Annotated in this window: 20 protein-coding genes and 2 pseudogenes; 12 read left to right on the plus strand and 10 right to left on the minus strand. The window is 41.2% G+C overall.

Annotated features, from left to right (window positions below):
• Positions 1-94 precede the first annotated feature (94 nt).
• Entirely contained in the window at positions 95-1,147 is a 1,053-nt protein-coding gene (locus tag HWQ40_RS27840; RefSeq protein WP_292784588.1) for a retropepsin-like aspartic protease, read from the plus strand.
• Here HWQ40_RS27840 and trpD read toward each other — a convergent pair.
• On the minus strand, positions 1,077-2,144 hold the full coding sequence (gene trpD / locus HWQ40_RS27845; RefSeq protein WP_292784590.1) for an anthranilate phosphoribosyltransferase: 1,068 nt from the start codon (positions 2,142-2,144) through the stop codon (positions 1,077-1,079). The genes HWQ40_RS27840 and trpD overlap by 71 nt on opposite strands.
• Before the next feature lie 173 nt (positions 2,145-2,317).
• Between trpD and HWQ40_RS27850 the strand changes: the two genes are divergently transcribed.
• From HWQ40_RS27850 to HWQ40_RS27870, 5 genes are all read left to right on the plus strand, one after another.
• The gene (locus HWQ40_RS27850; protein WP_229492935.1) at positions 2,318-2,638 is read left to right on the plus strand and encodes a metalloregulator ArsR/SmtB family transcription factor; all 321 of its coding nucleotides are present in this window, start codon (positions 2,318-2,320) and stop codon (positions 2,636-2,638) included.
• Positions 2,638-3,210, plus strand: a complete 573-nt coding sequence (locus HWQ40_RS27855; protein ID WP_292784592.1) for an SRPBCC domain-containing protein — start codon at positions 2,638-2,640, stop codon at positions 3,208-3,210. Before HWQ40_RS27850 ends, HWQ40_RS27855 begins: the two co-directional genes overlap by 1 nt.
• A 123-nt stretch (positions 3,211-3,333) precedes the next feature.
• The gene (locus HWQ40_RS27860) at positions 3,334-3,672 is read left to right on the plus strand and encodes a cupin domain-containing protein (RefSeq protein ID WP_292784594.1); all 339 of its coding nucleotides are present in this window, start codon (positions 3,334-3,336) and stop codon (positions 3,670-3,672) included.
• A gap of 89 nt (positions 3,673-3,761) precedes the next feature.
• Positions 3,762-4,370, plus strand: coding sequence for an ATP-dependent Clp endopeptidase proteolytic subunit ClpP (gene clpP / locus HWQ40_RS27865; protein WP_292784597.1), 609 nt, complete (start codon positions 3,762-3,764; stop codon positions 4,368-4,370).
• A 49-nt stretch (positions 4,371-4,419) separates the two neighbouring features.
• Positions 4,420-5,445 carry an NAD-dependent epimerase/dehydratase family protein gene (locus tag HWQ40_RS27870; protein ID WP_292784600.1) on the plus strand — a complete coding sequence of 342 codons (1,026 nt, stop codon included), beginning with the start codon at positions 4,420-4,422 and terminating at the stop codon, positions 5,443-5,445.
• On the opposite strand, the gene HWQ40_RS27875 is transcribed toward HWQ40_RS27870, so the two are convergent.
• Positions 5,406-6,251, minus strand: a complete 846-nt coding sequence (locus HWQ40_RS27875; RefSeq protein WP_292784602.1) for a DNA adenine methylase — start codon at positions 6,249-6,251, stop codon at positions 5,406-5,408. The two genes, HWQ40_RS27870 and HWQ40_RS27875, sit on opposite strands and share 40 nt — an antisense overlap.
• Positions 6,252-6,620: 369 nt before the next feature.
• The gene (locus HWQ40_RS27880) at positions 6,621-6,851 is read right to left on the minus strand and encodes a hypothetical protein (RefSeq protein ID WP_292784604.1); all 231 of its coding nucleotides are present in this window, start codon (positions 6,849-6,851) and stop codon (positions 6,621-6,623) included.
• Between the two features lie 676 nt (positions 6,852-7,527).
• Between HWQ40_RS27880 and HWQ40_RS27885 the strand changes: the two genes are divergently transcribed.
• Complete coding sequence (locus tag HWQ40_RS27885; protein ID WP_069071239.1) at positions 7,528-7,707, plus strand: high light inducible protein; 180 nt, start codon at positions 7,528-7,530, stop codon at positions 7,705-7,707.
• 102 nt (positions 7,708-7,809) lie between these two features.
• On the opposite strand, the gene HWQ40_RS27890 is transcribed toward HWQ40_RS27885, so the two are convergent.
• From HWQ40_RS27890 to HWQ40_RS27910, 5 genes are all read right to left on the minus strand, one after another.
• Entirely contained in the window at positions 7,810-8,901 is a 1,092-nt protein-coding gene (locus HWQ40_RS27890) for a hypothetical protein (RefSeq protein ID WP_292784607.1), read from the minus strand.
• Between the two features lie 119 nt (positions 8,902-9,020).
• Positions 9,021-11,996 carry a molecular chaperone gene (locus HWQ40_RS27895; RefSeq protein ID WP_292784609.1) on the minus strand — a complete coding sequence of 992 codons (2,976 nt, stop codon included), beginning with the start codon at positions 11,994-11,996 and terminating at the stop codon, positions 9,021-9,023.
• Between the two features lie 347 nt (positions 11,997-12,343).
• Complete coding sequence (locus HWQ40_RS27900; protein ID WP_292784612.1) at positions 12,344-12,595, minus strand: hypothetical protein; 252 nt, start codon at positions 12,593-12,595, stop codon at positions 12,344-12,346.
• Between the two features lie 56 nt (positions 12,596-12,651).
• Positions 12,652-13,500, minus strand: a complete 849-nt coding sequence (locus HWQ40_RS27905) for an Rpn family recombination-promoting nuclease/putative transposase (RefSeq protein WP_292784614.1) — start codon at positions 13,498-13,500, stop codon at positions 12,652-12,654.
• A 31-nt stretch (positions 13,501-13,531) separates the two neighbouring features.
• On the minus strand, positions 13,532-16,081 hold the full coding sequence (locus HWQ40_RS27910) for a proteasome protein (RefSeq protein WP_292784616.1): 2,550 nt from the start codon (positions 16,079-16,081) through the stop codon (positions 13,532-13,534).
• A gap of 694 nt (positions 16,082-16,775) precedes the next feature.
• Here HWQ40_RS27910 and HWQ40_RS27915 point away from each other — a divergent pair.
• Positions 16,776-16,871 (plus strand): annotated as a pseudogene (locus HWQ40_RS27915) (DUF2087 domain-containing protein); the annotation flags it as partial.
• A gap of 493 nt (positions 16,872-17,364) precedes the next feature.
• On the opposite strand, the gene HWQ40_RS27920 reads toward HWQ40_RS27915, so the two are convergent.
• Together HWQ40_RS27920 and HWQ40_RS27925 are read right to left on the minus strand one after the other, a co-directional pair.
• The gene (locus HWQ40_RS27920; protein ID WP_292784619.1) at positions 17,365-18,276 is read right to left on the minus strand and encodes an exosortase-dependent surface protein XDP2; all 912 of its coding nucleotides are present in this window, start codon (positions 18,274-18,276) and stop codon (positions 17,365-17,367) included.
• A 353-nt stretch (positions 18,277-18,629) separates the two neighbouring features.
• Positions 18,630-18,968 (minus strand): annotated as a pseudogene (locus tag HWQ40_RS27925) (IS4 family transposase); the annotation flags it as partial.
• 347 nt (positions 18,969-19,315) lie between these two features.
• Between HWQ40_RS27925 and HWQ40_RS27930 the strand changes: the two are divergent.
• The 4 genes from HWQ40_RS27930 (at position 19,316) to HWQ40_RS27945 (ending at position 25,825) form a co-directional block, all read left to right on the plus strand.
• Complete coding sequence (locus HWQ40_RS27930) at positions 19,316-22,750, plus strand: PAS domain S-box protein (RefSeq protein ID WP_292784622.1); 3,435 nt, start codon at positions 19,316-19,318, stop codon at positions 22,748-22,750.
• Between the two features lie 388 nt (positions 22,751-23,138).
• A complete protein-coding gene (locus tag HWQ40_RS27935) occupies positions 23,139-23,861 on the plus strand; it encodes a cyclase family protein (RefSeq protein ID WP_292784625.1) in 723 nt (240 codons plus the stop codon).
• A gap of 197 nt (positions 23,862-24,058) precedes the next feature.
• A complete protein-coding gene (locus HWQ40_RS27940; RefSeq protein WP_292784628.1) occupies positions 24,059-25,555 on the plus strand; it encodes an aldehyde dehydrogenase family protein in 1,497 nt (498 codons plus the stop codon).
• A gap of 81 nt (positions 25,556-25,636) precedes the next feature.
• On the plus strand, positions 25,637-25,825 hold the full coding sequence (locus HWQ40_RS27945) for a DUF3732 domain-containing protein (RefSeq protein ID WP_292784630.1): 189 nt from the start codon (positions 25,637-25,639) through the stop codon (positions 25,823-25,825).
• The last annotated feature ends 110 nt before the right edge of the window (positions 25,826-25,935 follow it).

A 25,935-nucleotide genomic window follows, 5' to 3' on the forward strand; every position in this document is an offset into this window, starting at 1 on the left:
GCAGTTGAGAGTTTTTAAGATAGTTAATTAAAATTAAAAGGGAATTAAAGTAGCGGGAGTGGATTTGGCAAAGCTTGGGCAGTTAAAATTAATTATGCTTCAGTCTTTTTTATCCCGTGCAACCCTGATTTTTGTATCAAGCGCTCTAGCGGTTTTGTGCGTTGCCTGTAGTGAAGACAAACTGAACACCGCTACTGGTGGCGATGAGCAACCTACGCCAATTGGGGATCTAGAACCAGTCCAGCCTACCGTTGAACCAGTAAGACCAGCAGCTACCCCAGAAGCGCAGCCGCTAGTAGATCCATTTGAAAGTGAACCAAGTCTTTTTGAGATGGGACGAGACAAAGCTGTTGGTGCTTGGAGTATCAGCCAATCGGCTCAATCTCCAGATGATTGGAAATTGGTGGTGAGTCAGTACGAAGAGGCGATCGCGCTGATGCGAAAAGTGCGGCGACAAAGCCCAGAATTTGCGATCGCTCAAACTAAGATTACTGAATATCGCCGCCAAATTAAATATGCCCAACACCAAGCTACTCCTCGCCCTGTACGCGTTGCCGAACCGAAGAGGATAGTAGTTGTTGTTCCCCAGACAGCAACCACACCAAAGTATACCTTACCTTTATCGCCTCCAGAAGAAACAAAACCCTTACCAGCAAAACCAGCTTTGCCTTCATCAGTAGTGCTGATTCCAGATGAAGCAGTATTTACAGCCCCGATTAAAAGGCGGATTGGTGGTACGCCTATTGTGGAAGTCACCTTCAATGGTCAGCAACAATTTGAGATGATTGTGGATACAGGAGCCAGTGGCACTGTAATCACCCAACAGATGGCCGATGCTTTGGGAATTGTGCCAGTCGGGAGAGCTAAGGCAAACACCGCAAGTTCCAGAGCTGTAGAATTTCCTGTGGGCTATGTTAATTCCATGGCAGTTGGCGGCGTAATAGTGAATAAAGTAGCAGTAGCGATCGCAGGTGCGGAACTAGAAACTGGACTTCTAGGACATGACTTTTTTGGCAACTACGATGTCACCATTAAGCGTAATGTGGTAGAATTTCGCCCGCAATTGCGATCGCAAATCAATTCCCCAGAAACTCAACTAACTGCTCCAACTTCGTCCAAGCAGCCCCACTTTGTAGGATATCCTTAGCGATTCTAATACCCTCGGCATGATCGAGCAATGCGATCGTACCCGCTACCTGCAGTGCCAACGACGCATTTAAGGCAACTGCATCCTGTTGAGCCTGAGTTCCCTTACCTTGGAGTACAGCCTTGAGAATCAGTGCATTCTTTTGGACATCTCCACCCCGAAGCATACCTATGGTAGCAGGTGTTAGATCCAAATCCAGGGGATTAATGGTAGTTACCTGCACTTCTCCATCTGATAACACCGCTAAGTCAGTTTCATCTCCTAACCCAGCCTCATCAAGTTTTTCTCGCCCATGCAGCACAATCGCCTTTTCCTTGCCCAAATTCTGTAAAGCTTCGGCAACAGTTACCAAAAGCTTAGGAGTAAATAAGCCCACCACTTGCCCAGTTGGACGCAAGGGATTTACTAACGGTCCGAGCAAATTAAAAATTGTTCGCACTTTCAAAGTCCGCCGTAATGACGCAACCGCCTTGAGTGCTGGATGCCAACCAGGGGCAAACAAGAAAGTGATCCCCACTTCTTGTAGTGCTGCTTGCACTTTTTCGCTAGAGGCACTTAAGTTAACACCCAAGGCTTCCAATACATCTGCACTTCCTGTAAGACTTGATGCTGAACGATTGCCGTGTTTGGCGACGGGTACACCATAAGCTGCCGCAACAAAAGCAACTGCTGTGGAAATATTAAAGGTTGATGACCCATCTCCACCAGTGCCACAGGTATCTATGACAGTGGTGAGTGGTGAGTGGTGAGTGCTGAGTGGGGAACATTGAGATTGTAATACTTCAGCCATACCAGTCAACTCGTCGGCAGAAATACCCCTAAAGTTCAGTGCTGTTAATATAGCCCCTGATAACTCTGGGGGAACCGCTTCACTGAGCCAACCTTGCATCAATTCAGCAGATTGAGTACGAGACAATGATTGTCCATCTATTAATTGTTGCAACAGAATATACCAGCTAACAGAGGATTCTTGAGCAGGGATTGGGGAAGTTGCCATAGCTAAGGTTTTTGTAGGTATGGGAGCCATCCTACCGAAAAATGAGAAAGTAGCAGTCAAGCTTGGGAAACTAAAATCCCAACTTTTTGCTGTTCTCAGGAGTTGACATTTAAGCAATTACTTATGTATTCTATAAACAGTTAAGCATTTGCTTAAATATATGGTTAATAGGAATGAGTAGACCTGCTGCCAGTGCCGATGTTTTTGTGGCGATCGCAGATCCCACACGCAGGGCGCTACTGGATCTGTTACGTAGTGGTGAGCAACCAGTCAAAGAACTAGCCCAGCCATTTGCCATGAGCTTGCCAGCAATTTCTCAGCACTTACAGATTCTTTGTGAAGCAGGCTTAGTACAAATGCGAAAAGCAGGGCGACAGCGTTTCTATCGGCTAAACCCGGAGCCATTGAAACAGATATCTGAATGGATTGCTCATTACGAGCAGTTTTGGCAAGAAAAACTCGATGCCCTTGGCAATTATTTGGAGGAAAATTGATGCTCCGAAACTTGAATATGGAAGTGTTCTATCCCTATCCTCCCCAACGGGTTTGGCAGGTACTCACTAACCGCCAGGCATTGGCAATATGGCTAATGGAAAACGATTTTGAGCCGCGTTTGGGACATAAATTCCGATTTGTGCATTCGACACTGCCAGGGTTGGAGGGAGACATAGACTGTCAGGTAATTGAACTCGATGAGCCAAGACGACTGGCATTCACTTGGCAAGACAGTATGATGTGCCAGCCTTCAGTTGTCACCTGGACAATCCAACCCGTAGTTGGGGGTACGAAACTTCTACTCGAACATAAAGGTTTGATTCAAAAGGCCATCAAGCTCAATGAACCAATGGAACTTTCCCAACCGTGGCAAGGCAAATTCATGCATGAGTCCAAGGTAAGGATGCAGACAGTAATACCAAATAATCGCAGTACTGTATTTTCGTCAATACCAGTTGGTAGACATGAGGCTTTAGATAGTATCGTTCTTAGTTATTTTCTAAATGGTGGATGGAACTACAGTTTGCATGAAAAACTACCGCAAATCTTAGCTATAATCTGCACAAATTAAAGTGGCAATTCACATATTGCACGTCAATATCTACATTTAAATTCAAAGCTTGGCAACATTATTATTTGTGGTTGGACGAGTATTAGCCAAGCCAAATTAAATTGAGCTTTTGGAAAATTAAATATGAATAAACAGACTTTTGTTGACACAGAAGCTGAAACATGGTTTGAGTTTCAGCCTATTCCAGGTACAAAATTATTGCCATTAGCTGAACCAGTGCCAAAAGGTTCAATTCATAGACTACAAATGATTGCTGGTACAGTGATTCCAATTCACTACCATCCTTGTGATGAATATGTTTATGTCCTGAAGGGAACGATTGAAACTGCCGGACGTAAATGCAAAGCAGGAACATTTTGGTTTACACCCGCTCATACCCCGAATGGCCCTCACAAAGCAATTACGTCCGTTGAGCTTATTACAATTCGTCTTGGTGAGATGGGAATATTTGAGGAGTTATAAAAATCCTAATTTATTCAAAAAATAGCCTAAGCATTTTATTAAAAACATAGTTTTTAATGAATATTTTATATTACTTGGAGACATCAAATATGAATTATCAAATTCAACTCAGCATCCCAATGATTATTCAACAATCAGAAAGAGGGGAACGAACATTAGACATTTATTCCCGCTTACTTGCAGAGCGAATTATATTTTTGCGAAATGAAGTTACAGACGAGACAGCAAACCTCATCGTTGCACAAATGCTATTTCTTGATGCTGAAGATCCAGAGCAAGATATCACATTGTATATTAACAGTCCTGGAGGTTCGGTGACAGCAGGAATGGCTATTTACGATGCTATGAATCAAATTCGTTCAGAAGTCTGTACTGTATGTATCGGTATTGCTGCTTCAATGGGATCATTCTTGCTTGCTGCTGGGAGTAAGGGTAAAAGATATGCTCTACCAAATGCTCGAATTATGATTCATCAACCATTAGGAGGCGTTCAGGGAAAAGCATCTGATATTGAAATTGCAGCCAAAGAAATTTTGTATTTCCGCCAATTAATTAACAAAATACTCGCTGCCAATACTGGTAAATCGCCAGAGCAAATTGAACTTGACTCTGAACGAGACTTTTTCATGAGTCCCGAAGAAGCAAAAGCTTACGGTTTAATTGACAGTATCATCTTGAAAACATCTGCATCTATTTAATCTGCAAACAATTCTAATATCCATAAATAGTAATGAAATGGAAACCAAAATGAAAATACTCATCATTGGTGGCACAAATTTTATTGGCCCTCCTGTAGTCCATCAACTGATTGCAATGGGTCATGAAGTGAGCGTATTTCATCGGGGAAAAACTACAACTAACTTACCACCAAATGTGCATGAAATTTTGGGCGATCGCTCCCATCTTTTGGAGATGAAAAGCAAGTTTAGGCAGCTTTTACCTCAAGTCGTGGTAGATATGATTGCCTATAACGAACAAGATGCACTAACTCTAACGAACACATTTGAGGATATTGCCCAGCGTGTTGTTGTAATCAGCAGTATAGATGTGTATCGTGCATACGATGTGCTTTGGGGTAAGGAATCTGATGTTGTGCCTGTACCACTTACCGAAGATTCGTCCCTGCGCCAACAACTTTATCCATACCGGGAAATGCCCTCTAGACCGATCGCTGTGCCAATTGATTATGAAAAGATTCTGGTGGAGCGGGTAGTGATGGCATCCAACTTACCTGGAACGATTATACGCTTGCCAATGGTATATGGTTCCAGAGATATCCGACATCGCCTGTATTCCTATCTTCAGCGGATGGATGATAACCGTCCTGCGATTGTTTTGGAAGACAGTATCGCTCGATGGCGTGGCTCTTACGGCTATGTAGAAAATGTAGCGTATGCGATCGCACTAGCAGCAATAAACGAACGCGCAACTGGTCGCATTTATCATGTCGCTGATGTAGAAGCACTTACGGAAGCTCAACGCATCACCAAAGTCGGGCAAATAGCAGGATGGCAGGGTAAAGTTGTTCTCGTACCCAAAAGCCAGTTACCATCAGAGTTGAAATTGCCTGGTAATACAGAGCAAGATTGGTTTGTAGACTCAACTCGTATTCGTCAAGAGTTGGGATACAAAGAAATTGTGCCGTTAGATCAAGCATTGCGACGAACTATTGATTGGCAACGGACTCATTCACCTCAAGAACCGCAGCAGTTTGCAGTACCGTGGTTGCTGGACTATGCAATAGAAGATGCGATTTTGTCTAAATTCCGTTGAACTTCATAGTTAGTAATGAATAGCTCTTTTCCTTTAGCTGCACCACTTTGTTTGTAGTTATTCATGCCGTACTGTAATTCCCACTCTGAAATATTAGCCCATTGAAAATTTTCTAGAATTTGCGTTGAGTTGTCGTAGGTAATTAGCCAGCGATGATGACATTGTTGCAAAACTTCAGCAAATCTCTGATGTTCAAAATAAGTGTGCAAGTCACCATCTTTACCATATAATTTTGATTTTGTAGCACTAAAATATGGTGGATCTAAAAATAAAAATACATCTTTACCCTGTGATTTCAATAGATGGCTATAATCTAAATTCGTAATTTTGACGTTTTTTGATAAGATATTTTCTAACTTTTCAAGTCGTTCTATTGAAGAATCAGTAAATCTTTTATGGAAAGCTTCTTGAGAAAAACCACCTGATTCTACAGTTCCAGAAAAAGTAATTCTGTTGAGGACAAAAAAGCGGATTGCTCTTTCTAAATCAGATAATTTATTGACATCTACACTGGTCAATTCTAGAAACAATAATTTGCCATCTGTATACTTTACTTTAATATGGCGAATTTCTTTAACTAACTGAGCTAGATCGGATTGGGCAAATTTCCAGAATAAGAAGAGTTCGCGGTTTAAATCGTTAATCCAAATTTTGAGATCGGGAAACTTTTGTCTTAAATAAATGAATACAGAACCACCACCCACAAAAGGTTCTCGAAATTCTGAAAAGCTTTCTGGTAAATATTCAACTATTTGATTTATTGCTTTTGATTTACCACCAGGATATCGTAGAGGGCTTTTGAACATGATTGACAGAAATGTTTAATTTTTTTAAGAATATTTTATACTATGCTATTCAAAAAATCAAATTAAATTTTAATAATAAAAGTCTTCCTTAGAGGACTTTGCAGTGTATATGAGTAGAGGAGCTATTGTCCTAAAAATAAAGGGTGTCTCGGAGTCAGAATATGCTATTAATTAACATTGCTAATTAATATCTTTCCAAGGAATTTCGCCGAAAAAATTATGACTAGCCTGCAATATTTTGATAATCTCTTCAATACGGTCTTTTGATTCTATCGTAGGTGAAGTTATCTCACGTAAGTGTTCAATATATTTCTTCCAGTCTGCCTCTACTGCGTTAGCACCTTTTTCAAAACTCTTAATTGTATCTCGTTAAAACTGATCAATTCCATCTGCGAACTTATCACTTACACGCTGTTCTTCAAAATATTTAACGATTTGCTTTGCTAAACGCTTCTGCCAAGATTCTCCAAATAATCCCCACACAGCGAAAGCTAATGCAGCAACTAAACCTACACCTAGCACTATTGGGCCACCAATAGCTGCTACGAAAGAAATTAACGTAGCAGTGCCACCACCAATACTAATGCCAAGTGCAGACAAAAGACTAACTAACTTAGCTACTAGGATATAACCGCCAAGATTTCCTAGTGCTGCTGCCCAAGCAGATAAAGCACCAATGCTAGTTAGTCCTGTAAGTCTGCCTATAAAAGCTCCTTTAGCATCAAAGGGTATCTCAATGGATATATCTAAATTTGGTAGTTTAAGTAAAGCCTCTTGGTATGAGCCGAGGAAAGCTTCAATTGAAGGTGTTAATTTATCAGAATTTAGTTTGATTATCTGTTCTGCCTCATGTTGAATTTTCTCAACTAGATAACCAGCAAGACCTTCCTTCGCCTCTTTTTTGTCATCGTACAGATTGCGGATAATTTTTTCGACAGCATCAACAGTTAAAAGTTGCTCTGTATATCTTTGAAAGGAAATTCTGCTATTTCGTTGTAACTCACGGATACTTTGGTTTACCTTGTCGCGTTTCTGCTGAGTTTCTTGTTTACGAGTTGCTTCATTCTCTTCGAGTACTTGTAGTTGCTTACGCTGTGAATCTATATCAGCAAGAGTTTTTGTTCTTGGTCATCTAAAAGTAGTAAATCAATGATTTGATTACCTTTTTCATCTTTTAGCCAAAAATTTGAGTTTATGTTGCATTTTCGTAAAAACCTGTTACATTACTTTACAGGCAGTTATAACTGTTACAACATAAAAGCTCGGAGTATTATTTATGGCAGACGTTAAGAAGACTACGCCTTCGGTTTCAGAAGATCCTAATGCTTTGCGCTGGGGCTTCACTCCTCAGAGCGAAAACTGGAACGGTCGTTTTGCAATGATTGGTTTTTTATCTGCTGTTGCGCTTGAAGTGTTTTCTGGTCAAGGTATTTTACACTTCTGGGGCATTCTCTAAATTTAAACGTTTTTACCTTCATTAGATTATGAGGCAAGGCGGGGATTTGTAAAATTGTCTGCCTTGCCTCATAATCTCAAGAATTAGAAAAGTTGCTAGCAGCTAGCGTGATGAGCGAAATATTACACGACCTGGAGATTCTTCTTGATTAATTCGCGCATATACCCGAAGACAAGTTAAGACTTCGCCAGGAATACCACCACAGTCTAGTTGTAAGTCATCCTTGGATAAAGCACAGATATCTGCATAAAGTCCCGATAATTGGCGAATTCGCACTTCATTACCTGCATTAATAGCTTCATCAGCGACTTTCTTCAGGATGCGCCGTGATTCATGTTGTAGCTTTCCCCACCAAGAATAGCGTTCAGCAGGTGGTACAAAAATTAGGGAATGTATAGCCTCGTCCATGTCAATCCAGGCACGGAGAATTGATAGGGGATCAGTGTTTTTCTCTGCTTTTTGGGTGCGTTGGAAGCGATCGCTTAAAGCATCAATATATTGATCGCGCTGTTCTGGTTTGGAGTGCAAGGAAATGACATCGAAGCTAAAAACGCTCTTTAAAGCATGATGTAAATCTGGGTCTATTTCGATAAAATTCATATATAAAAATAGGAATGCTGCTGGTAAATCAGATGCATTCCCTTGAGTACTTAGGGAATTTGAAAGTGCTTCTTGATACAAAGATAATCCCTGAGTTTGAACAGTACCACTAAGTCCAGGGTAGATAATTTCGTCGCGGATAAAGGGAAGCTGAAAGAGGTTAGAATTATCTGCGATCGCACCAACTTCTTGAGCTAAATCCAAGGTGCGCTGTTGCCAAGATGCAGCTAAATCCTCTGGGACTCGCAACAGTTTGCGTTGAATCTCATTCCACAAGTCTGAGTCTGTTTGGCTTTGCAGTTGAGAATTACCCAAATAATAATTAAGTTCTGAGTCAGAATTAAAAGCTTCTCGAAGGTGATTTAGTTTTAACTCATCTTGTGTATCTTCCCAACCAGTATGTTGCTGTGGCGGTGCAGGTTGTAAGAGGTTATGAAGTTCTTGCAGCACATCATCACATATTTTAGATCCTGGATCTAGTGGTAATTCTGTGCGAGCCTGATTCAAAGTAGCCTCTAGTCCATACAAACTAAACCGCAGTAATTGGGCTAACTCTGAGTTTTCTATCTCTAATAATTGACGCAAGTGCTGCATGAATATCACCTCCAAATATTACCTGTATGTGATTGTTAGCGAATTAAACTTAGCAAACCTCTGCACCCGTTTTCGTTTAAAAATATTAATTTTTTCAACGCAGAGGTTTAATGCAAGAGTTAATGTATGCCACAAAAGGGATCGCGTTCTTTATCAACTTCATTAGGTTGTAACTCTAATTCAGCACGGTAAACACATCCTTCTTGGTTCAGGCATTCTTGATTTTGTGATGTCCAGTAAGGTACTTCACCAGCGTGCATCCTTAGAATACCTTGATCGTCGAGAGTTACACGATATTGGCAAGGATAATCTGTTGTCACATCTGGTTTGCTGAGTGCGCCAATTCTTATCCATTTTTTGCTGTTGGTCTCGGCATCTGTTTGATAAACATAGAAGGTGTGCTGGCCAGTTTGTGGGAATGGAGGTAAGGGATTACTAATTAACCCAATTCCTGGTTGCGTCACACCATCGCGCAAATAGTGAAATTTGTGAAACCTTTTACTACCATCATTTCCGACTTCAAACACAAGATGATAGGCATCTGGTTGATCGACAGTTGCTGACTCAATAACATTGACAGCAATATCGCCATCGTTTAAGTCTTTATTGAAGCCTTCCACAGCAATATTCCAGTTTAATTTACCATCAGTAAATAGCGCTGAAGTTTCTGAAACTACCGATTCTAAATCAATGCCAGAAATATCAATTAAATAATGGGGATTTCCTTGACAAAGTAATACGTTAAATTCTAGGGTTTGGTCAATCTCAAACTGGACTTTGATTTTTTTCAGAAACTCTGCTTCTTGCATCTCTAGTTGATTCATGAGGTTTTTGCCGTCAAAGCTTCCCCAAAGTCGTAAATCTCCTTCTTCGTAATCTTGACGATAGATAATATTAGTTAATTGTATGCCTTGCCAATGAGTACGAACTTTGGCGACAGTTTCCCAAGGCGCGAGTTGATAGAGTTCTTGTCCAGCTTTGAATATAGTTAGTAAATCGTTGCTTTGGGTTTTGCGTTTGAAGTTGCAGGGCAAATAATAAAACAGGTTTTTGACATCAATTTCTAATTGGTTTGCTCCCTTACGCAGCAAGCTTTTAGACTCTTCTGGATCGAATCTCAATCTTCGTAGCTTTTCGGCATAGCAAGCCCCGGCGGAGGTAGCTAGCTTGGTAAATTCCAACACAAAGGTAATCCGTTCTGGATTCCAGACAAAATATGGAGATTTACTAAATTCTTGATAGATTTGGCGCTGCACTATGTCTAAATTACAAGTTTTTCCAGACAAAATTAACCAATCAACTTTTTGGGAATTCCAAGAATCTTTGGTGATATGATCGGGACGCAAACGACTTTCCATTAATCCTTTGGCAATTCCGATCGCTTCTTTAATTCCCGAAGCGGCGGCTCGTTCAAATTGTTGGTTGTCTAGGGTGATGCAGATGTTATTTGGATCTCTAACTTGCAGTTTAATGGCGCTTTGGGTAAGCAGTTCGGAAATTTGCTGCTCAGAAAGTGTGAAGGTTAATAGAGAATTCTCTGCTGGTGGCTTTTGCCCAAGTTTAAGTTTAGCTGCTTCTGCATGATCCCAGAGAATATAAAAAGATTGCAGACGTTGAGGTGCTTGTTGCCAACGAGTAGGCAATACTTTCTCGGCAGTATCTAGGGCATCTTTGTAAGCAATATCTCCTTCTGGATTCTCTCTATCCAGACATTTTAAAAGACTGCCAGTTTTGAATTTGCCTTGTTCTAAGAAGCGCTCGTTTAACTCGGAGTTAATTAAATCTTCTAGCTTTTCGTTTTCAATATCACCTGTTGTAACTGCTGTCAACAAAAAGTCTGCGATCGCAACTTTTAATAATCTAAAAATTCGCAGTGTAATTAACTCACCACCTAGCTGTAAATGACCAGATGAACCTAATAGTTTGGGGGTAAGTTTATAGTAACGTCCTCCTAAACCCCGGTCTTCATAATCAGCAAAAGCTGGGGTTTTATCTTCTAAAGTTAGTTCAATTAAGGCTAAGTCTGTAGTTCCGCCGCCAATATCCAAGACGAGGACATTTTGTGACCATTTGTTTCCTACTTGGCGACAACGAGTTTTGAATGACTCAATCCCAATGTTGAGATTACCGCCAAATTCTCGCCATAAAAAGAATATTGCCACAGAAACGGCTTCATCATAAGCAGTTTGCACATCATCGATCCCCAACTGCTCAACTAATTCCCTAACTTCCTTACGAACAACTGGTGGGGCGACTGTTGGGTAAGTGACAACTGCTGTTAAAAAATCTCCTTCAGAAAATCTGCGTCGTGCGTGTTGGCGGTAGTCTTCAGTTAACTCGATTAAATGCGCCCAAGCAGATTGTATTAACTGGTTAGCGGTAATTGTTTCTTCTTCACCATCCAAAATAATAGAAAACGATCGCTCCTGACCAAAATAACGTTTGGGTGAATGGTGAAACCTGCTGATAATTTCCTTTAAAGAACCGCTTGTACCTTGAGCGATCGCTTTTTTTCGATTATCTCTAGCTTCCCTACCCATCCGCAGTTTTAAATCCCCTAAGTGTGAAATTTCCGACTCGCTGGGAATTTCCGTGTCGCGGCGATCGATATCCAGCACAACTGGGATCAGATTTTGCGACTCTAGGGTAGGGACGCGGAACACCTCATGATAAATTTGGTAAAGTTTTTTGCTGACAGCCCGGCGGAATCTCTCGCTGTTTCCTAAAGAAAGTTCAATTTGGCGAATTGCTTCTAAAAATCGCTCTTTATTATCACCTTCAAATACTTCACTCAATCGGCTGGGTTCTATCTCCAAATTTTTGCTAATTTCTGTGATAAACTTTGCCCAATCATCAGTGCTAACATCTGGTAAAGCTACAGAGGCGGGAGAACTTAGCCATTGCGATAAGCGATCGCGCAACCGCATTTCTTGTTCTTTGGGTAAAATTTCTGCGATCGGTACTTCAATTGGATCGAAAAGTGTAACTGTGGAGTTCGATGTACCAAAATCTAAAGCAAACCATCCTGGAAATCTTTTTTGTTGTTTCTCGCTTGGTTCTTGATTGCTATATTTGTTGAGTTGAAAAGGGTTCATTATAGTATCACTTTCTGTTGTTTGTTTTATAGCTGGCTAAAAACTGTAATGTTGTATCATAAAATTACAAATTTAGAGAATCTTTGGTCTTGTACCACTGATTCTCTTTAGCACTGGTTTTTTTATTTAGCGCGATATCTACGTTGGGCTACGCTTCTCCCGGATTTCTCACCAAATTTATGAAACCCAAGTCCAGAGGCTGTAGGGGCGGGTTTACAAATATACTTCAATCATTCACAAATATCTTGTGAACCCGCCCCTACCGTTTTGTGAGAAATGCGGATTTTATATGAAAGGGCATAGGCGTAGCTCAAACTAGGCGATCGCTATGAAAATTGCAGCAGTTACTAAGTTGATGTTGAAGATTCTTGCTCATTTGCAAGTCTTAGTTGTTCGACTTGTTCGATAGTTAAATTAAGTAACCTAGCAACCTCTTCTATCGAAATACCATAAGCTAAGAACCGAGGTATAAGTTCAAGTTTTGCTTGTTCTCGTCCTTGTTTTAGTCCTTCTTCTCGTGCTTGTTTTAGTCCTTCTTGTCGTCCTTCTTCTTTAGCTTCTCGATAAACCCTAGTTTCTTGTAACTTAATTTCAAACATCGCCTCTACCTCTTCACGACTTAAGTTGGCAAATTTATAAACTGCGATCGTTGTGATTATTCAGATGCAAGTCTTACTTGTTCGATAGTTAAATTAAGTAATTGGGCAACTTCTTCCATCGACATACCAAGAGCTAAGAACTGAGGTACAAGTTCAAGTTTTGCTTGTTCTCGTCCTCGTTGTAGTCCTAGTTCTAGTCCTTGTTGTCGCCCTAGTTCTAGTCCTTGTTCTAGTCCTTCTTCTCGTCCCTCTTGTTTCGCTTCTTGATAAACCCTAGTTTCTTCTAACTTAACTCCTAACATTGTCTCTACCTCTTCACGACTTAAGTTGGCAAATTTATAAACTGCGATCGTTGTGATTACATCTATTATCTCCTCCTTAGCTAAAACAGTTATCTGTTCTTGTTGCACCCGCTCAATTAAACGTTTCGCTTCTTGCACCATTTGAGTCTCTGAGGCAATAGTCAACTGCATCAAACTGATACCTACTTTTTGCTCATCAGGACTACCTAACTCATCTAAATAAATTCGTTGTACTTGGGAACTGTTCAGTAACGATCTATGAATAGTGGTGTTTTCCGGTTCCAAGCTGCGAGACTGTAAAATAATTACCCCGTACCAGTCATCGTAAAGCGACGGATTGCGATACATATACAGCATGGATTCTGAGAAAAACCTATGGTACAGTAACTCATCTCTTTGGAATTGTACCTCGGCAAAAAAGATCATCTGAGATGTTGCATCCGTTGGAGGTAAAAATACCCCATCAATCCGAAATGTTGGTTCTTTAACTTCAACTGATTCAAAACGATAGCTAGCAGCTTCGGCTGGTGGCTGTTCTACTAACTCAAAAAACAATCCGGGGACACGCTTGAAAATTGTATAAAAAATCGCATCACGTCTCACAAATACATCCTCATATCCGTATCCGATCGCGTCATCTCAAATCCAAATCATCTGAGTGAGAAACTGCGGCGATTTCGGAAATAATCTGCAACCAAGTAGGAATTTGGATCTCAGATGGCAATTCCCCAGCTGCCAAATATCTCAACAAATTTTCTTTCTTTGAAAGGTTTTGCAGACTCGGAATAATTTGATCCAAAATACCTTCTAGTTCGGAATTAATTTGCTGATTAACTTCGCTAACATACTGCACAAGATGCAGGCTGGCGCTAGCAGTAATTTCATCTCGCAGTCGCAGTACTAAAAGTTGGTGATTGCTCGATCTGGGTAAGCCTTGGCTTTTCTCTGGTGCCCAATCAAATATTTGACCAACGTTGTGTTTATCGTCTTGACGTGCTAGAGGGAAAATAATTTCGGGTGCAACGGTTTTGTCTTTACTACTGATTTCAGCGATAATTGCTTCTTTCCATTCGTTAGGGTCGCATCCAAGTAATAATTTGTAAAATAGATCGGCATCTTCAAAACCAAATTTTTCTTCGATTTCTTGTTCCATTTCTGGGTGGAAAAATGCCTGCAATTGTTCGCGTTCTGGGGCGATATAATTTGATAATTGGTTTAACAAATCTACCACGGCTTGATGGATGCGATCGCGGGCAAAATCTTCTACTTCTTTAACAGTTTTCTCAAATACTGGATAAAAATCATCGCTCTTAGTCGGAAGGGAAGTATTTACGCGGTTTCCCCGATCGAATAATTTCCCGGCTGCACCTTTAGATTCTGCCAGAGCGATCGCTCCATTATTGGCTTTGTTGAAGAGTAAAGTCCATTGGTTCCAATTGAGTATTCTAAAGGTGAGTTCGTCTTTTACTATATCGCTGACAACAACACCGCGCCGATCTTTAAGTGGTTCTTTCCCGATATCTTTTTGAAAATTTCTATAGATTTTATCTAAGCTTTCGACCACAAAACGTAATTCGATAAAAGCAGGACTATCGCCTGTAGGGATACCTTGCTCGTGAATTTCATCTATGATGTCTTTCAAGTGATCTTGTTGCTGACTCACCACATCAGCAGCTCTTTTAGTATCTTCATGCAGTTGCTTCAAACCATGACTAGCTACGTGAGTTTGAATCAATTCCCGCAGCTTACTAAGTCCTCCATCTTGACCAAAGTAACCCAACTGTCTGCCCAAATAGCTACGGGTGTCAGATTCTAGCAGATGTTTACTTAAGCGCTCCCATTTATTTTGTAGCCGTTTAGACCGATCTAGGTAATCAGGATAGTCTAAGTTAGCTAAAAACTCTGGTGAACCGACTTTCACGGTACTAGAACGTTTTGCCAATTCAGCTAATCCCAACAGTGGCGACAGTAAAACGATGCGGTCTTTTTGGGTTGTAAACGCTTGTGAACCATCAATAGTCGTATGCAGAACTTTGAGTTTTTGGAGAACCGTTTCTTCCTGCAAATATGAGCCATCTTCAATCAATTGGTCAAGTTCTCTTTCGCCACCCTCGCTATCTAGAGGTAGTTGATCGAAGCGACCCACACCGACGAGAATTAAATCTTTCAGGTCTTGTCCCGGTCGCTGCTGCTGCATCATGGTGAAGATTTTATTGGCGCGATCGCTCCCAGGAGATTTACCATTTAGCAATACCAAAATTGTTTGTACTTCTGCTAATTCCCGCAGTGACAAAAAGGTATCTCTAGCCCCCGAATTAGCAGCCCCCAATCCCGGAAAGTCGATGAGAATAAATTTAGCTGCGTCTGCAAAATCCCAAATTTCCCGTGAGATTTTTACATCGATATCTACGCGGCGGATCAGTGGGAAGCTGTTTTGCAATAACTTTGTTGGTAGCCTCTGGGGTGGACTTGGTAATCGGATATGCGCTGGAGGTAGATCCTCAAATTTCAGAGTTTGGATTGCCATTGGCTGTTCGACTAACTGTAGCCCCTGACGAGCGGTGGTAGCATCAATCTGGTAGTGCCCACCACACATAACCTCCCCATAAGCTTGATAAGCCCGCAGGAATAATACCAACTCCCTCAGTAAATAACGTAGCTCTAAATTGTTACTGCTATTCCATGCTTCTTCACACCAGCTAATAATATCTGTGCCAGAGTTTAGTTTCGATACTGGTATCGGAGGAAGCCCTGCTGCTGTTGTCCGTTTATTGGCTTCTCCTAGCATGAAGCGTAGACACTCATGTACTCCCTCATGAGAAAGATACTCTACTGTAAAATTACTTAATTGCGTCGTTGCAAAATCGTCTTGCGGAATAATGTGTATGGCGGTCACATTACCTGTAGTGGGGTTTTCACTGACTGGCAAAGCATCTGCATATCCAATTAGACTTCCTAAAAGTAAGGTTTTTCCACTACTAAATTCTCCCATCACACCAATTTTGACAGGCGAAGTTGCCAGGTCTACAGTTTTCTGGGCAGCTGATCGCAAACGAAGAAGACAGTCATCAAGACTAGCTGGAACCCAATCTTCTTGTTTAGAAGGGTACTGGGGCACAGAATCTATCTTTCGGAGGATGAATTCGCCGTACTCCTTAAAACGGCCCAGTTTATCTGGTTCCATAAAGTAGTTTCCGCCTAACATTAATTTCTGTGAGCTTTATAACATATAAAATGCGATTGCTAGTCATTGTTGCAACCTGTTGATATCACATTTAGCATTTCTCTCATTTAACTTGCGATTTTGGGATGAAGCATTTTGCATAGTCAAGACAATTTTGAAACATTGGGTTTTGTTAGGAAAAATAAAAAAGAATACATTCTTCAAAATCAAGGTTTACGAATGAGTAAAGTTGGGTTTTATACCACTAAATTATTGAAGACCGCTTAGTAAAGATGTGGGTATTAAACCCTTTTATACACATGATTTAAGGAATAATAGTTTTAGATAATTTTTGCGTAAGTCCTTAAGATACAAGGTTTTTGGTGCTAACCCAAGGGTATTAGAATATAATTCACTACTACACAAGCCAAATCCGCCTAAGCAAAAATTTTTAAACCAACGGAGGTGGGTAAAGTCTTGTGTAGCCACGATTTATAGTCGTCAGGACTCGGGAGCATCCCAATTTGGCAAAAATAAAATAATCTGGGGATTCAATCAAGTGGTTATTCTGACTCTTGCTCAGATCCAGAACTAATGTCTAGCAGACAGTCATCAAGGGTATGAATTATTTTCTGTATTTCATCCATAACAGAACGTCTAAAAACATCAGCGTTTTTGGCTTATCTGAACTGTATTAAAATATAGCCACCATCCCGATTACGCTACTTTACGACGAGAATTGATTAGTTACAAGTTAATGCAACGAGAAAATGGGGTGTATTGCAATACTTCTCGGGTTTTGCACTTTTAACTCGGAATCGGGTTTGGGGAAAAGGTTACTGGGTTTGGGTTAAAGGTTTTTTCTTTTCCCTTTCCCATTCCCCTTAACCCCTTAACCGAGAAGTATTGGGGTGTATTGGTAATTACAGTATAGGAGATGAATGGCGGACTAACAGGTATAGATTTTTACCAACTAAGAAGACCTCTCCTTAGTTGTACTAAGTGATAGAGGTCTTTAGAGTTACAAGTGGTATGTTGTGATTTTAATTGAATTATTACCCCCCTTAATCCCCCCGATATATTGGGGGAAAATAAGAAAATCCGGTTCCCTCACGCCACATGCTTCTCCCTTGGCGCTAGCCTCTCCCTTTGGGAGAAGGGGAGACGCTGCGCGAACAAGTCGGGCGTTGCCCGCCCAACGCAGTGGCTCCCCAATATATCGGGGAGGGTTAGGGTGGGGTAAAAAATATTTGATACATCAATCATGACTTTTCAAACATCCTCTTAAGCTCAAGAGTGTCAAATCAGCCTATAACTGTTCTCTTACGCTTGAAGATGATCCCTAAACCGCCCACTAACAGTGCGCCCATAATAGTAGAGGATTCGGGAACAACTTTAACCGTTGCTGCTATAACTTTAAAATCTGGCCCATTGTCGTTAGGAATACCAGGAATAAGCCCATTATTGTTAGAGCTAGTTAATCGCAGTGTTTGGGTAGTGATTCCATCTAAACTAATGCCTATGGAGCCAATATTGAAAGGCCCATTGTTAAGGATGGGGAAGACCTGAGTACTGATGTTATAACCGGCTTTGGTGTAGTTTTGCCTCAGAATTTTGTAAGTCGCTATAACTTCATTATTTTCACCCAAAGCTTCCACCAATAAATCGCTATCGCCTGCAACTGGACCACCTGCTGTTCCACCACGCTCCCAAAACAGGAAGGTATTCACGGGATTGGCGAAGGAAACTTCAATGCTGGCTGTATCTGCATTTTCTCGCGTCACCAGAATGCTATTTAGATTTAAGTTTCCCAAACTGTCAACAATGTCTTGAGCATTTGGGTTTGGTTTTGAGGGTCCTTCCAGAAGCAGGTCGTCATCAGGAGTATTGGGGCCTCGTCCTGAATTCAGTACACCGAATACATTTCCATCTGGGAGAGTGTATGTATCATTTCGGAGAATCTCTCCTCCCGTGACAACTTCAAAGCTACTAATCGTTTTTCCATTAAATTCTACTGAATCCAACCGGATATCCCTTGTGGGATCATTGAGTAGACTAGATGTAGGGTCGTTAATCGGAGTAGCTGTGACATTAGTTTTAAACGAAAATGAGGTGAATGATGCTGCCTGAGCAGGTACTGTTAGTATTAGGGAAGCCACTGATATAGATGCAGCACTTGTTGTGATCGCTATTGTCTTTGCAAAGATATTTGTCATTTGTATTTTCACCTTGGTAGACACCAAAAAACTTACCTGAGTGAATCAGATAGATTACTAGACAGAACAAAATTAGTTACACAGTCTCAAATGTGTGCAACCTCACCCCCGCTTCTGCAAAGAGCGAATTATCAGACTTTTTTACACTTCGGACAATTAACCCTTCAGTTTTTGAAAGTCTTTAATCAGATTTATGATTCTTTACTACTAAATTTTCGTCAATTTACCGTAGTTTAGTAGAACTATCCCATAGCTTTTTGTCTGTGTCAATTGGTAAAAAAAGTTTTTATAACTTTTGTGTGGGTGATCCTTTCAGCCAAAATGCTGTTATTAGATACAATATCTTAGGCAATTTACGAGGGTTCAACGCCCGTAGAAATGTGATGAATACGTCCTAAAGAAGTAACCTTGGCAAAATCTGGGTTAATAAAATAGGCTCAGGCATTTCAGGAAGCATTTTTAAAATTTCACGGACATATCGAAAACTACGATAGGGAGCCTTAAGATCGATAATGCCGGAGTCGGGATTGTGTTGACGAAAATCTAAGAGTTGATGATGGGATAAACTGACCATAAAAAATGCGTGTTTTAGCAGCATTAGTCACCGTAGTTTGACTGAGGTTCGTAAAGTTTTACAATCCCCAGAACTGCTTGGCATCTCAAAAATTAAACTCGATTTGGAAGCGTAAACGCCTCACAGAGAATCATATAGTTTTAGTGAAGCTAAATCAGGTTTTTCAGCAAGGAAATTACATAGCTAAGATGAATTTATTAGTGATTTTAAGAAGAAACAAAGTCAAACAACCTTTCTGACCTATAGATAGTTTAAATTTCACCAAAAATGCTGAAGTTAATCTTAATGATAACTTTAGTATTTTTTCAATTTATTTACAGTAAAAGAGGAATTGCTGCATATATAAAAATAAATAAAGTATTAAGATCGTTAGCAGGTTGGCATAAACAACATTATATCCATGTATTAAGAAATTGTATTTTCAGTATATTACCTTAATAATTTAGGCAGAGCAGGCAGGCAAAAGTGTTTTCAAAAAAGGTGCAGAGCTACGTTAAACAAATCATAGTTGAAGAGGAAGAAATACAACAGGATGAAAAAGTATTTTGCCAGCAGGCGGATATTGCTCCTCTGATGATTTGGATGTCTGGATGCAATGCACTTTATTGTTACTTCAATTCTAATTGGCTGAAATTTACTGGAACACATCTCACAAAAGCCGCGTCTGCATCTGCGCGAGAAGAGGAAATAGGCAATATTTGGACTGGCAGCGTCCATCCAGAAGATAGACAGCGATGCGAAGATATATACCTGAAAGCATTTGCGATGCATGATTCCTTTCAGAGGCAATATCGCCTGCGTCGGGCTGATGGTGAATATCGCTGGATTTTAGATACAGCCGCGCCACGATTTGCAGCAGATGGTAGCTTTGTTGGTTACATCGGTTATTGTATCGATCTAACAGAAGTGCCGATAGGGATAAGTCAACCTTCCCTAGCAGAAAGCTGCTCGCTACCTACAAATTTTTCTTGTCGCTTACGTAAAATTACAGAAAAAGAACGGGCAACAGAATTAGCAAAAGCATTAGAGCAACTGCAAGCTGAAATTAGCAAACGCCAAGCAGTTGAAGCACAGTTACACCAAAAAAAATCAGAACTTGCAACGATTTTACAAGTGCTTCCTGATTCATACTTTCGTCTTGATGCTGATGGAAGTATTCTGGATTACAAGCAAGGATTGATGGAGAGTCTGGATATTCCACTAAGGGAGTGTCAGGGCAAGAGTTTGCGAGAATGCTTACCGACTGCTGTAGGCGATCGCTTCCATCAAGCAATAAATCAAGTACTTGAAACTCAATATGAAGTCAGTTTTGAATATACCTTACCGCAATCAGGAGAAAACAATAATTTTGAAGCTAGGTTATTACCATTACCAGACCAGCAAATCATAGTTCTTGTCCGCGACACCAGCGACAACATCCAAGCAGCCTTAATAGAAAGTGATGCCAAGTTCCGCAGCATTATAGAAAACGCTAACAACGTTATTTTTGCGCTGACACTTGAAGGAATATTTTCCTACGTTTCTCCTAACTGGACTGAGATTTTTGGGCATGAGGTTGCAGAGGTTGAAGGCAAATCTTTTATTCCCTTTATACATCCTGACGATGTGCATATCTGTGCCGATTATTTCCAAAGAATTTTGACAACAGGCAAGAAACAAAAAGCAATTGAATATCGAGTTAAACACAAAAATGGTAGTTGGCGATGGCATACAAGCAACTCATCTGCTATTAAAGACGCTAATGGCAATGTTTTGTACTTCGTTGGTATTTGCTATGACACTACCGATCGTAAAGAAGCAGAAGTAGCTTTAGCAGAACGAGCGCATTTAGCAAATTTTCGTGCCGATGTAGACGCGGCTCTTACCCAGAGTGACAGCTTACAGAATATGATGCGCCGCTGCACTGACGCCTTAGTTGAACATCTTGATGCAGCCTTTGCTCGCATCTGGACGCTGAACAAACAAGACAATGTATTGGAGTTACAAGTCAGTTCTGGGATGTACACCCATATCAATGGGCCCCATAAATGTGTGCCAGTCGGTCAATTCAAAATTGGTTTGATTGCCAAAGAGGGCAAACCCCACTTAACTAATTCTGTGCAGACAGATCCCCGCGTGGGTAACAAAGAGTGGGCACAGCAAGAGGGTATGGTCGCCTTCGCTGGCTATCCCTTAATTGTTGAAGATGAAACTGTAGGGGTGATAGCCATGTTTGCCCGCCAAACAGTAACAGAATCAACTTTCAAAGCATTGGAATTTGCCGCTCAAGAGATTGCCATTGGTATCAAGCGCAAACAAGCAGAAATTGCACTCAGAGAAAGCGCCCAACGAGAAGCACTACTCAATCGTCTTTCTAATCAGATTCGAGCTTCTTTGGATCTCAATCACATTCTGGAAACCGCAGTGCAGGAGATTCATAACTTATTCCAGATCGATCGCTGCGTCTTCTTTTGGTATCGGCAAGATGCTGATGTACCCTACTGGGAAAAAGTATATGAGGCGAAAAATTTCTTTTTACCCTGCCTGCTTAACGACCAAGAAGCAACTAATGGAGAAATCGAACTAATCGCAGCCAAAACCTTGAACGGAGAAATCATCTGCATTAATGATGCTGAGACTGTGGACGATTTCATAGCACGACAGTTTTTGCAGGATTTTGGTTTTACTGCCTTTATGTCGCTACCCGTACACACCCAATCTGGTGAAATTGGTGCATTTAGCTGTGGTTATTGTAGTGGCTTTCGCCCTTGGCTGAACAACGAAGTAGAATTACTACAAGCAGTTACAGTTCAACTAGCGATCGCCATTGACCAAGCTAAACTTTACACCCAAAGTCGTATCACCGCCCAAACTGCTCAAGACAAAGCCCAGCAACTAGAAGCGGCGTTGCTAGAACTTCAACAAACTCAAACGCAACTGATTCAAACTGAAAAAATGTCCAGTTTAGGACAATTGGTTGCAGGTATTGCCCACGAAATCAATAATCCCGTTAATTTCATCTACGGCAATATTAGCCACACCCGTGAATATACTAAGAATTTGCTGCACTTAGTAGAACTTTATCAACAAAACTACTACCCACCAACACCAGAAATTGATCAACAAATCTATGACATTGATTTAGACTTTCTCAAACAAGATTTACCTAAAATCCTGGAGTCTATGAAAATGGGAGCCGAACGCATTCGGCAGATTGTCCTGTCTTTACGCAATTTTTCTCGCCTTGATGAAGACGGTATCAAGGCAGTGGATATTCATGAAGGGATGGATAGCACCTTGCTACTGTTGCAAAATCGCCTAAAAGCTAAACCGGGACATCCCGAAATCCAAGTAATCCGCGACTACGGCGATTTACCACCAGTAGTGTGTCATGCTGGACAGATGAATCAGGTGTTTATGAATCTGTTGACAAATGCGATCGATGTCTTGGAAGAGTCATACCCTGCGGGAAGGCGAAGCGCCTATGTGAATAGTCATACCCTGCGGGAAGGCGAAGCGCCTATGTCATTAGTAAATAACACTGAACAAAGGACAAATGAACGGCAGTTGCTTCTCCTGTCGGAGACGCTGCGCGAACAAGCCGGGAAACCCGTCCAAGGCACTGCCTCCCAAGGACAAATGACTTTTCCACAAATTCGCATTCACACCCTCATTCAAGAAGACCATGTAATCATTAGAATTGCTGACAATGGCCCCGGCATGACTGAGAAAGTACGCAAACGCCTATTTGACCCCTTCTTCACGACAAAACCTGTGGGTAAAGGCACGGGTATGGGATTATCAATTAGCTACCAAATTATAGTCCAAAAACACGGTGGAAAGATCCAGTGTATTTCAGCACCAGAAGAAGGTGCCGAGTTTGTTGTGATGATTCCACTAAAGCAAGAACCCTCAACGTAGATATCACACAATTATCACACAATAGGGATATGAGTGAAAAAAAGGTAGAGACGTAGCAGTGCTACGTCTCTAGAAGGGTTCTGGATAACGCATATTTAATTTCTGGAGATGTGTAATCTTAATCTAAGCTTAATCAAAAGTTAACCTAATAGTTGTTAACTTAGATCAACTCACTTTTTGCTGCAACATTTGAACCCCCTCAATAACCTAAAATTTACAGGAATTGGGGGGATTATTTCTTCAAGTATAAGGAATTAGGTTTGAAAAAAGTTGTAATGGTAGTACTATCTTTGCGTGGGCGTAGCCAACCCAGATAAAGTACACAATGAACTGCACCTACGCACCTGACAAAAAAAATCCCTGAGTACAAATAAAATAGAAGGCTGGGATGATACAACCCCAAAGTCAAAATAGTATCACCTACACACGCGTTATCCACCTAAGTCATGTAATTGACATAGATATTCCCCAATGGTCTGGAGATCCCACAGTAGAATTTGAAACTGTGGCTGAACTAAATAATGATGGCTATTACCTGCGGCGTTTTTCTTTGGGGGAACATAGTGCTACCCATATCAACGCCCCTAACAGTTTTCATAGTTCTGCTGTGGGAATTGACCAATACCCAGCCCAGTCTTTGGTTGTACCTGCGGTGGTTATAAATGTTTGCCAAGCTACAGCAGTTAATCCTGATTATGCCCTGACTGTTGCTGATGTTTTGGCTTGGGAAGCAGAATACGGTAAAATTTCTGGTGGCTGCGTAGTTATACTGAATACTGGTTGGCAGAAAAAGTGGTTGGATAAAAGTGCATTCCTCAATCATGATGCTCAAGGGACTCCCCACTTTCCCGGATTTGGTAGCAATGCGACTCAATTTTTATTGGATGAACGGCAAATAGTTGGGGTAGGAATTGATACTCATGGTGTAGACCCCGGACAGGATAACAGTTTTACGATTAACCGCTTAGTTTTAGAACAACCGCGCATTGTGTTAGAGAATCTGACAAATTTGGATCAATTGCCACCTAAAGGTACTACTCTAGCGATCGCAGTTCTTAGATTACGTGGTGGTTCTGGTTCTCCTGTGGGGGTATTGGCGTTAGTGCCTTAAGGCAAAGAATTCAGGAGTCAGAATTCAGAATTGATACTTAGTAATGATAAGCAGGGCAATGAAATGGCGTAAGTCGTTCAGAAAATACTGCTCCAAGCTAAAAGAATTGCACTGTAAAGGCTAACTTGACGATAACGTAGAAAGCAAGCAAACTTAGTACACAAATTCCACTAGATTATCAGCCGGAGGTCTTTGTGATGATAACTCCGCTATCTTGCCGCAATTATATAGACGGTCAATGGTTGAGTGCTGTAGGAGAAGCAACCCTAGAAAGTCGCAACCCTGCCGACAAAACCGAAGTCGTTGCCACATTTCCCCGTTCTCAAGTTAAAGATGTAGATACAGCGGTAGCTGCCGCCCGTAAAGCCTACCACAGTTGGCGCAAAGTCCCGGCCCCTGCCAGGGCAGAATACATCTTTCGCGTTGGGGAAATATTACTCCAGCATAAAGAAGAACTTGCCCAGTTAATCAGTCGAGAAATGGGTAAACCCTTGACGGAAGCTAGGGGAGATGTCCAAGAAGGTATTGACTGCGCCTTTTACTGTTCTGGCGAAGGAAGGCGACTATTTGGGCAAACTACACCCTCGGAAATGTCCAATAAATTTGCCATGACTGTGCGGATGCCTATTGGAGTCTGTGCCTTAATTACTCCTTGGAATTTCCCGGTAGCAATTCCTTGCTGGAAAGCTATGCCAGCCTTGGTGTGTGGCAATACAGTCATCCTCAAACCTGCTGAAGATACTTCCGCCTGTGCAACTAAATTGATTGAAATTTTTCAACAAGCAGGTTTACCACCAGGAGTAATTAACCTGGTGCATGGTGTGGGAGAGGAGGCGGGGAAAGCTTTAGTTGAGCATCCCAATGTAGATTTAGTATCGTTTACCGGTTCTTCAGAAACAGGTGCTTTTGTCGGCGCGACTTGCGGACGCACTCACAAACGTGTCTGTTTGGAAATGGGTGGTAAAAACGCTCAAGTGGTAATGGAAGATGCCGATTTAGAACTTGCTCTCGATGGTGCAGTGTGGGGAGCTTTTGGGACAACTGGGCAACGATGTACGGCTACTAGTCGGCTGATTTTGCATCGTGATATCAAGGAAAAATTTACCGCTATGCTTTATGAGCGTACCAGTAAATTACGCTTGGGTGCTGGCACTGATCCAAATACAGATATTGGCCCGATAGTCAATGAAAAGCAACTCCAACAAGTGAGGAAGTATTTGGATATCGCTCGTGAGGAAGGAGCAAAGGTTTTAATTGGTGGAGAAATTGCCAGTGAAGGCTCATTGAAAAACGGTTACTTTTTTCAACCAACTATTTTGGATGATGTAACTTCTGATATGCGAGTTGCCCGTGAAGAGATATTTGGACCAGTGGTGGCATTAATTGAGGTTAGCTCCTTTGAGGAGGCGATCGCAATTCTCAACGATAGCAATTATGGTCTTTCTTCTTCAGTTTACACCCGCGATATCAATCGGGCTTTTACTGCCATGCGCGACATCGAAGCAGGTATCACCTATATTAACGGCCCGACTATTGGCGCAGAGGTACACTTGCCATTTGGTGGTGTGAAACAAACCGGTAACGGACACCGTGAAGCTGGAACTACTGCTTTGGATGTTTTCACAGAATGGAAGAGTGTCTATGTTGATTTCTCTGAAAGTTTGCAACGCGCTCAGATAGATAACCGCAGTTAATTATCTGCAAATAGACTTGGGTTAAGGCTTGATTATCCCTAACCCTCCTTAAATTTCAATCCACTCTGCTACTTTAAACATATGGCAGCAGTTGAAATGATGTTTGATTTTCTGTTTGATGTATGTGAAGAATTATCTCCACATTTTCAAATCATCATTATGGAACACGCAAACCTCGGTAATAATGAAAGATTTCAAAATGCTTTAGTAGAAGAACCTTGGACTGATGAAAGGGCATTAGTAGCTGAAAATTGGTTATATAGAGGTTGAACTTAATAACTTCCCAAGGGAGAGCGGTTCAACTCATCTTTGTAAAATTTCCAATTAGACATCTCCGAAAACAGTCAAAACTGCTTTGTGACTAGCTTACAAGGCGCATT

The organism is Nostoc sp. NMS9 (assembly GCF_017114995.1).
Classification (GTDB): domain Bacteria; phylum Cyanobacteriota; class Cyanobacteriia; order Cyanobacteriales; family Nostocaceae; genus Nostoc.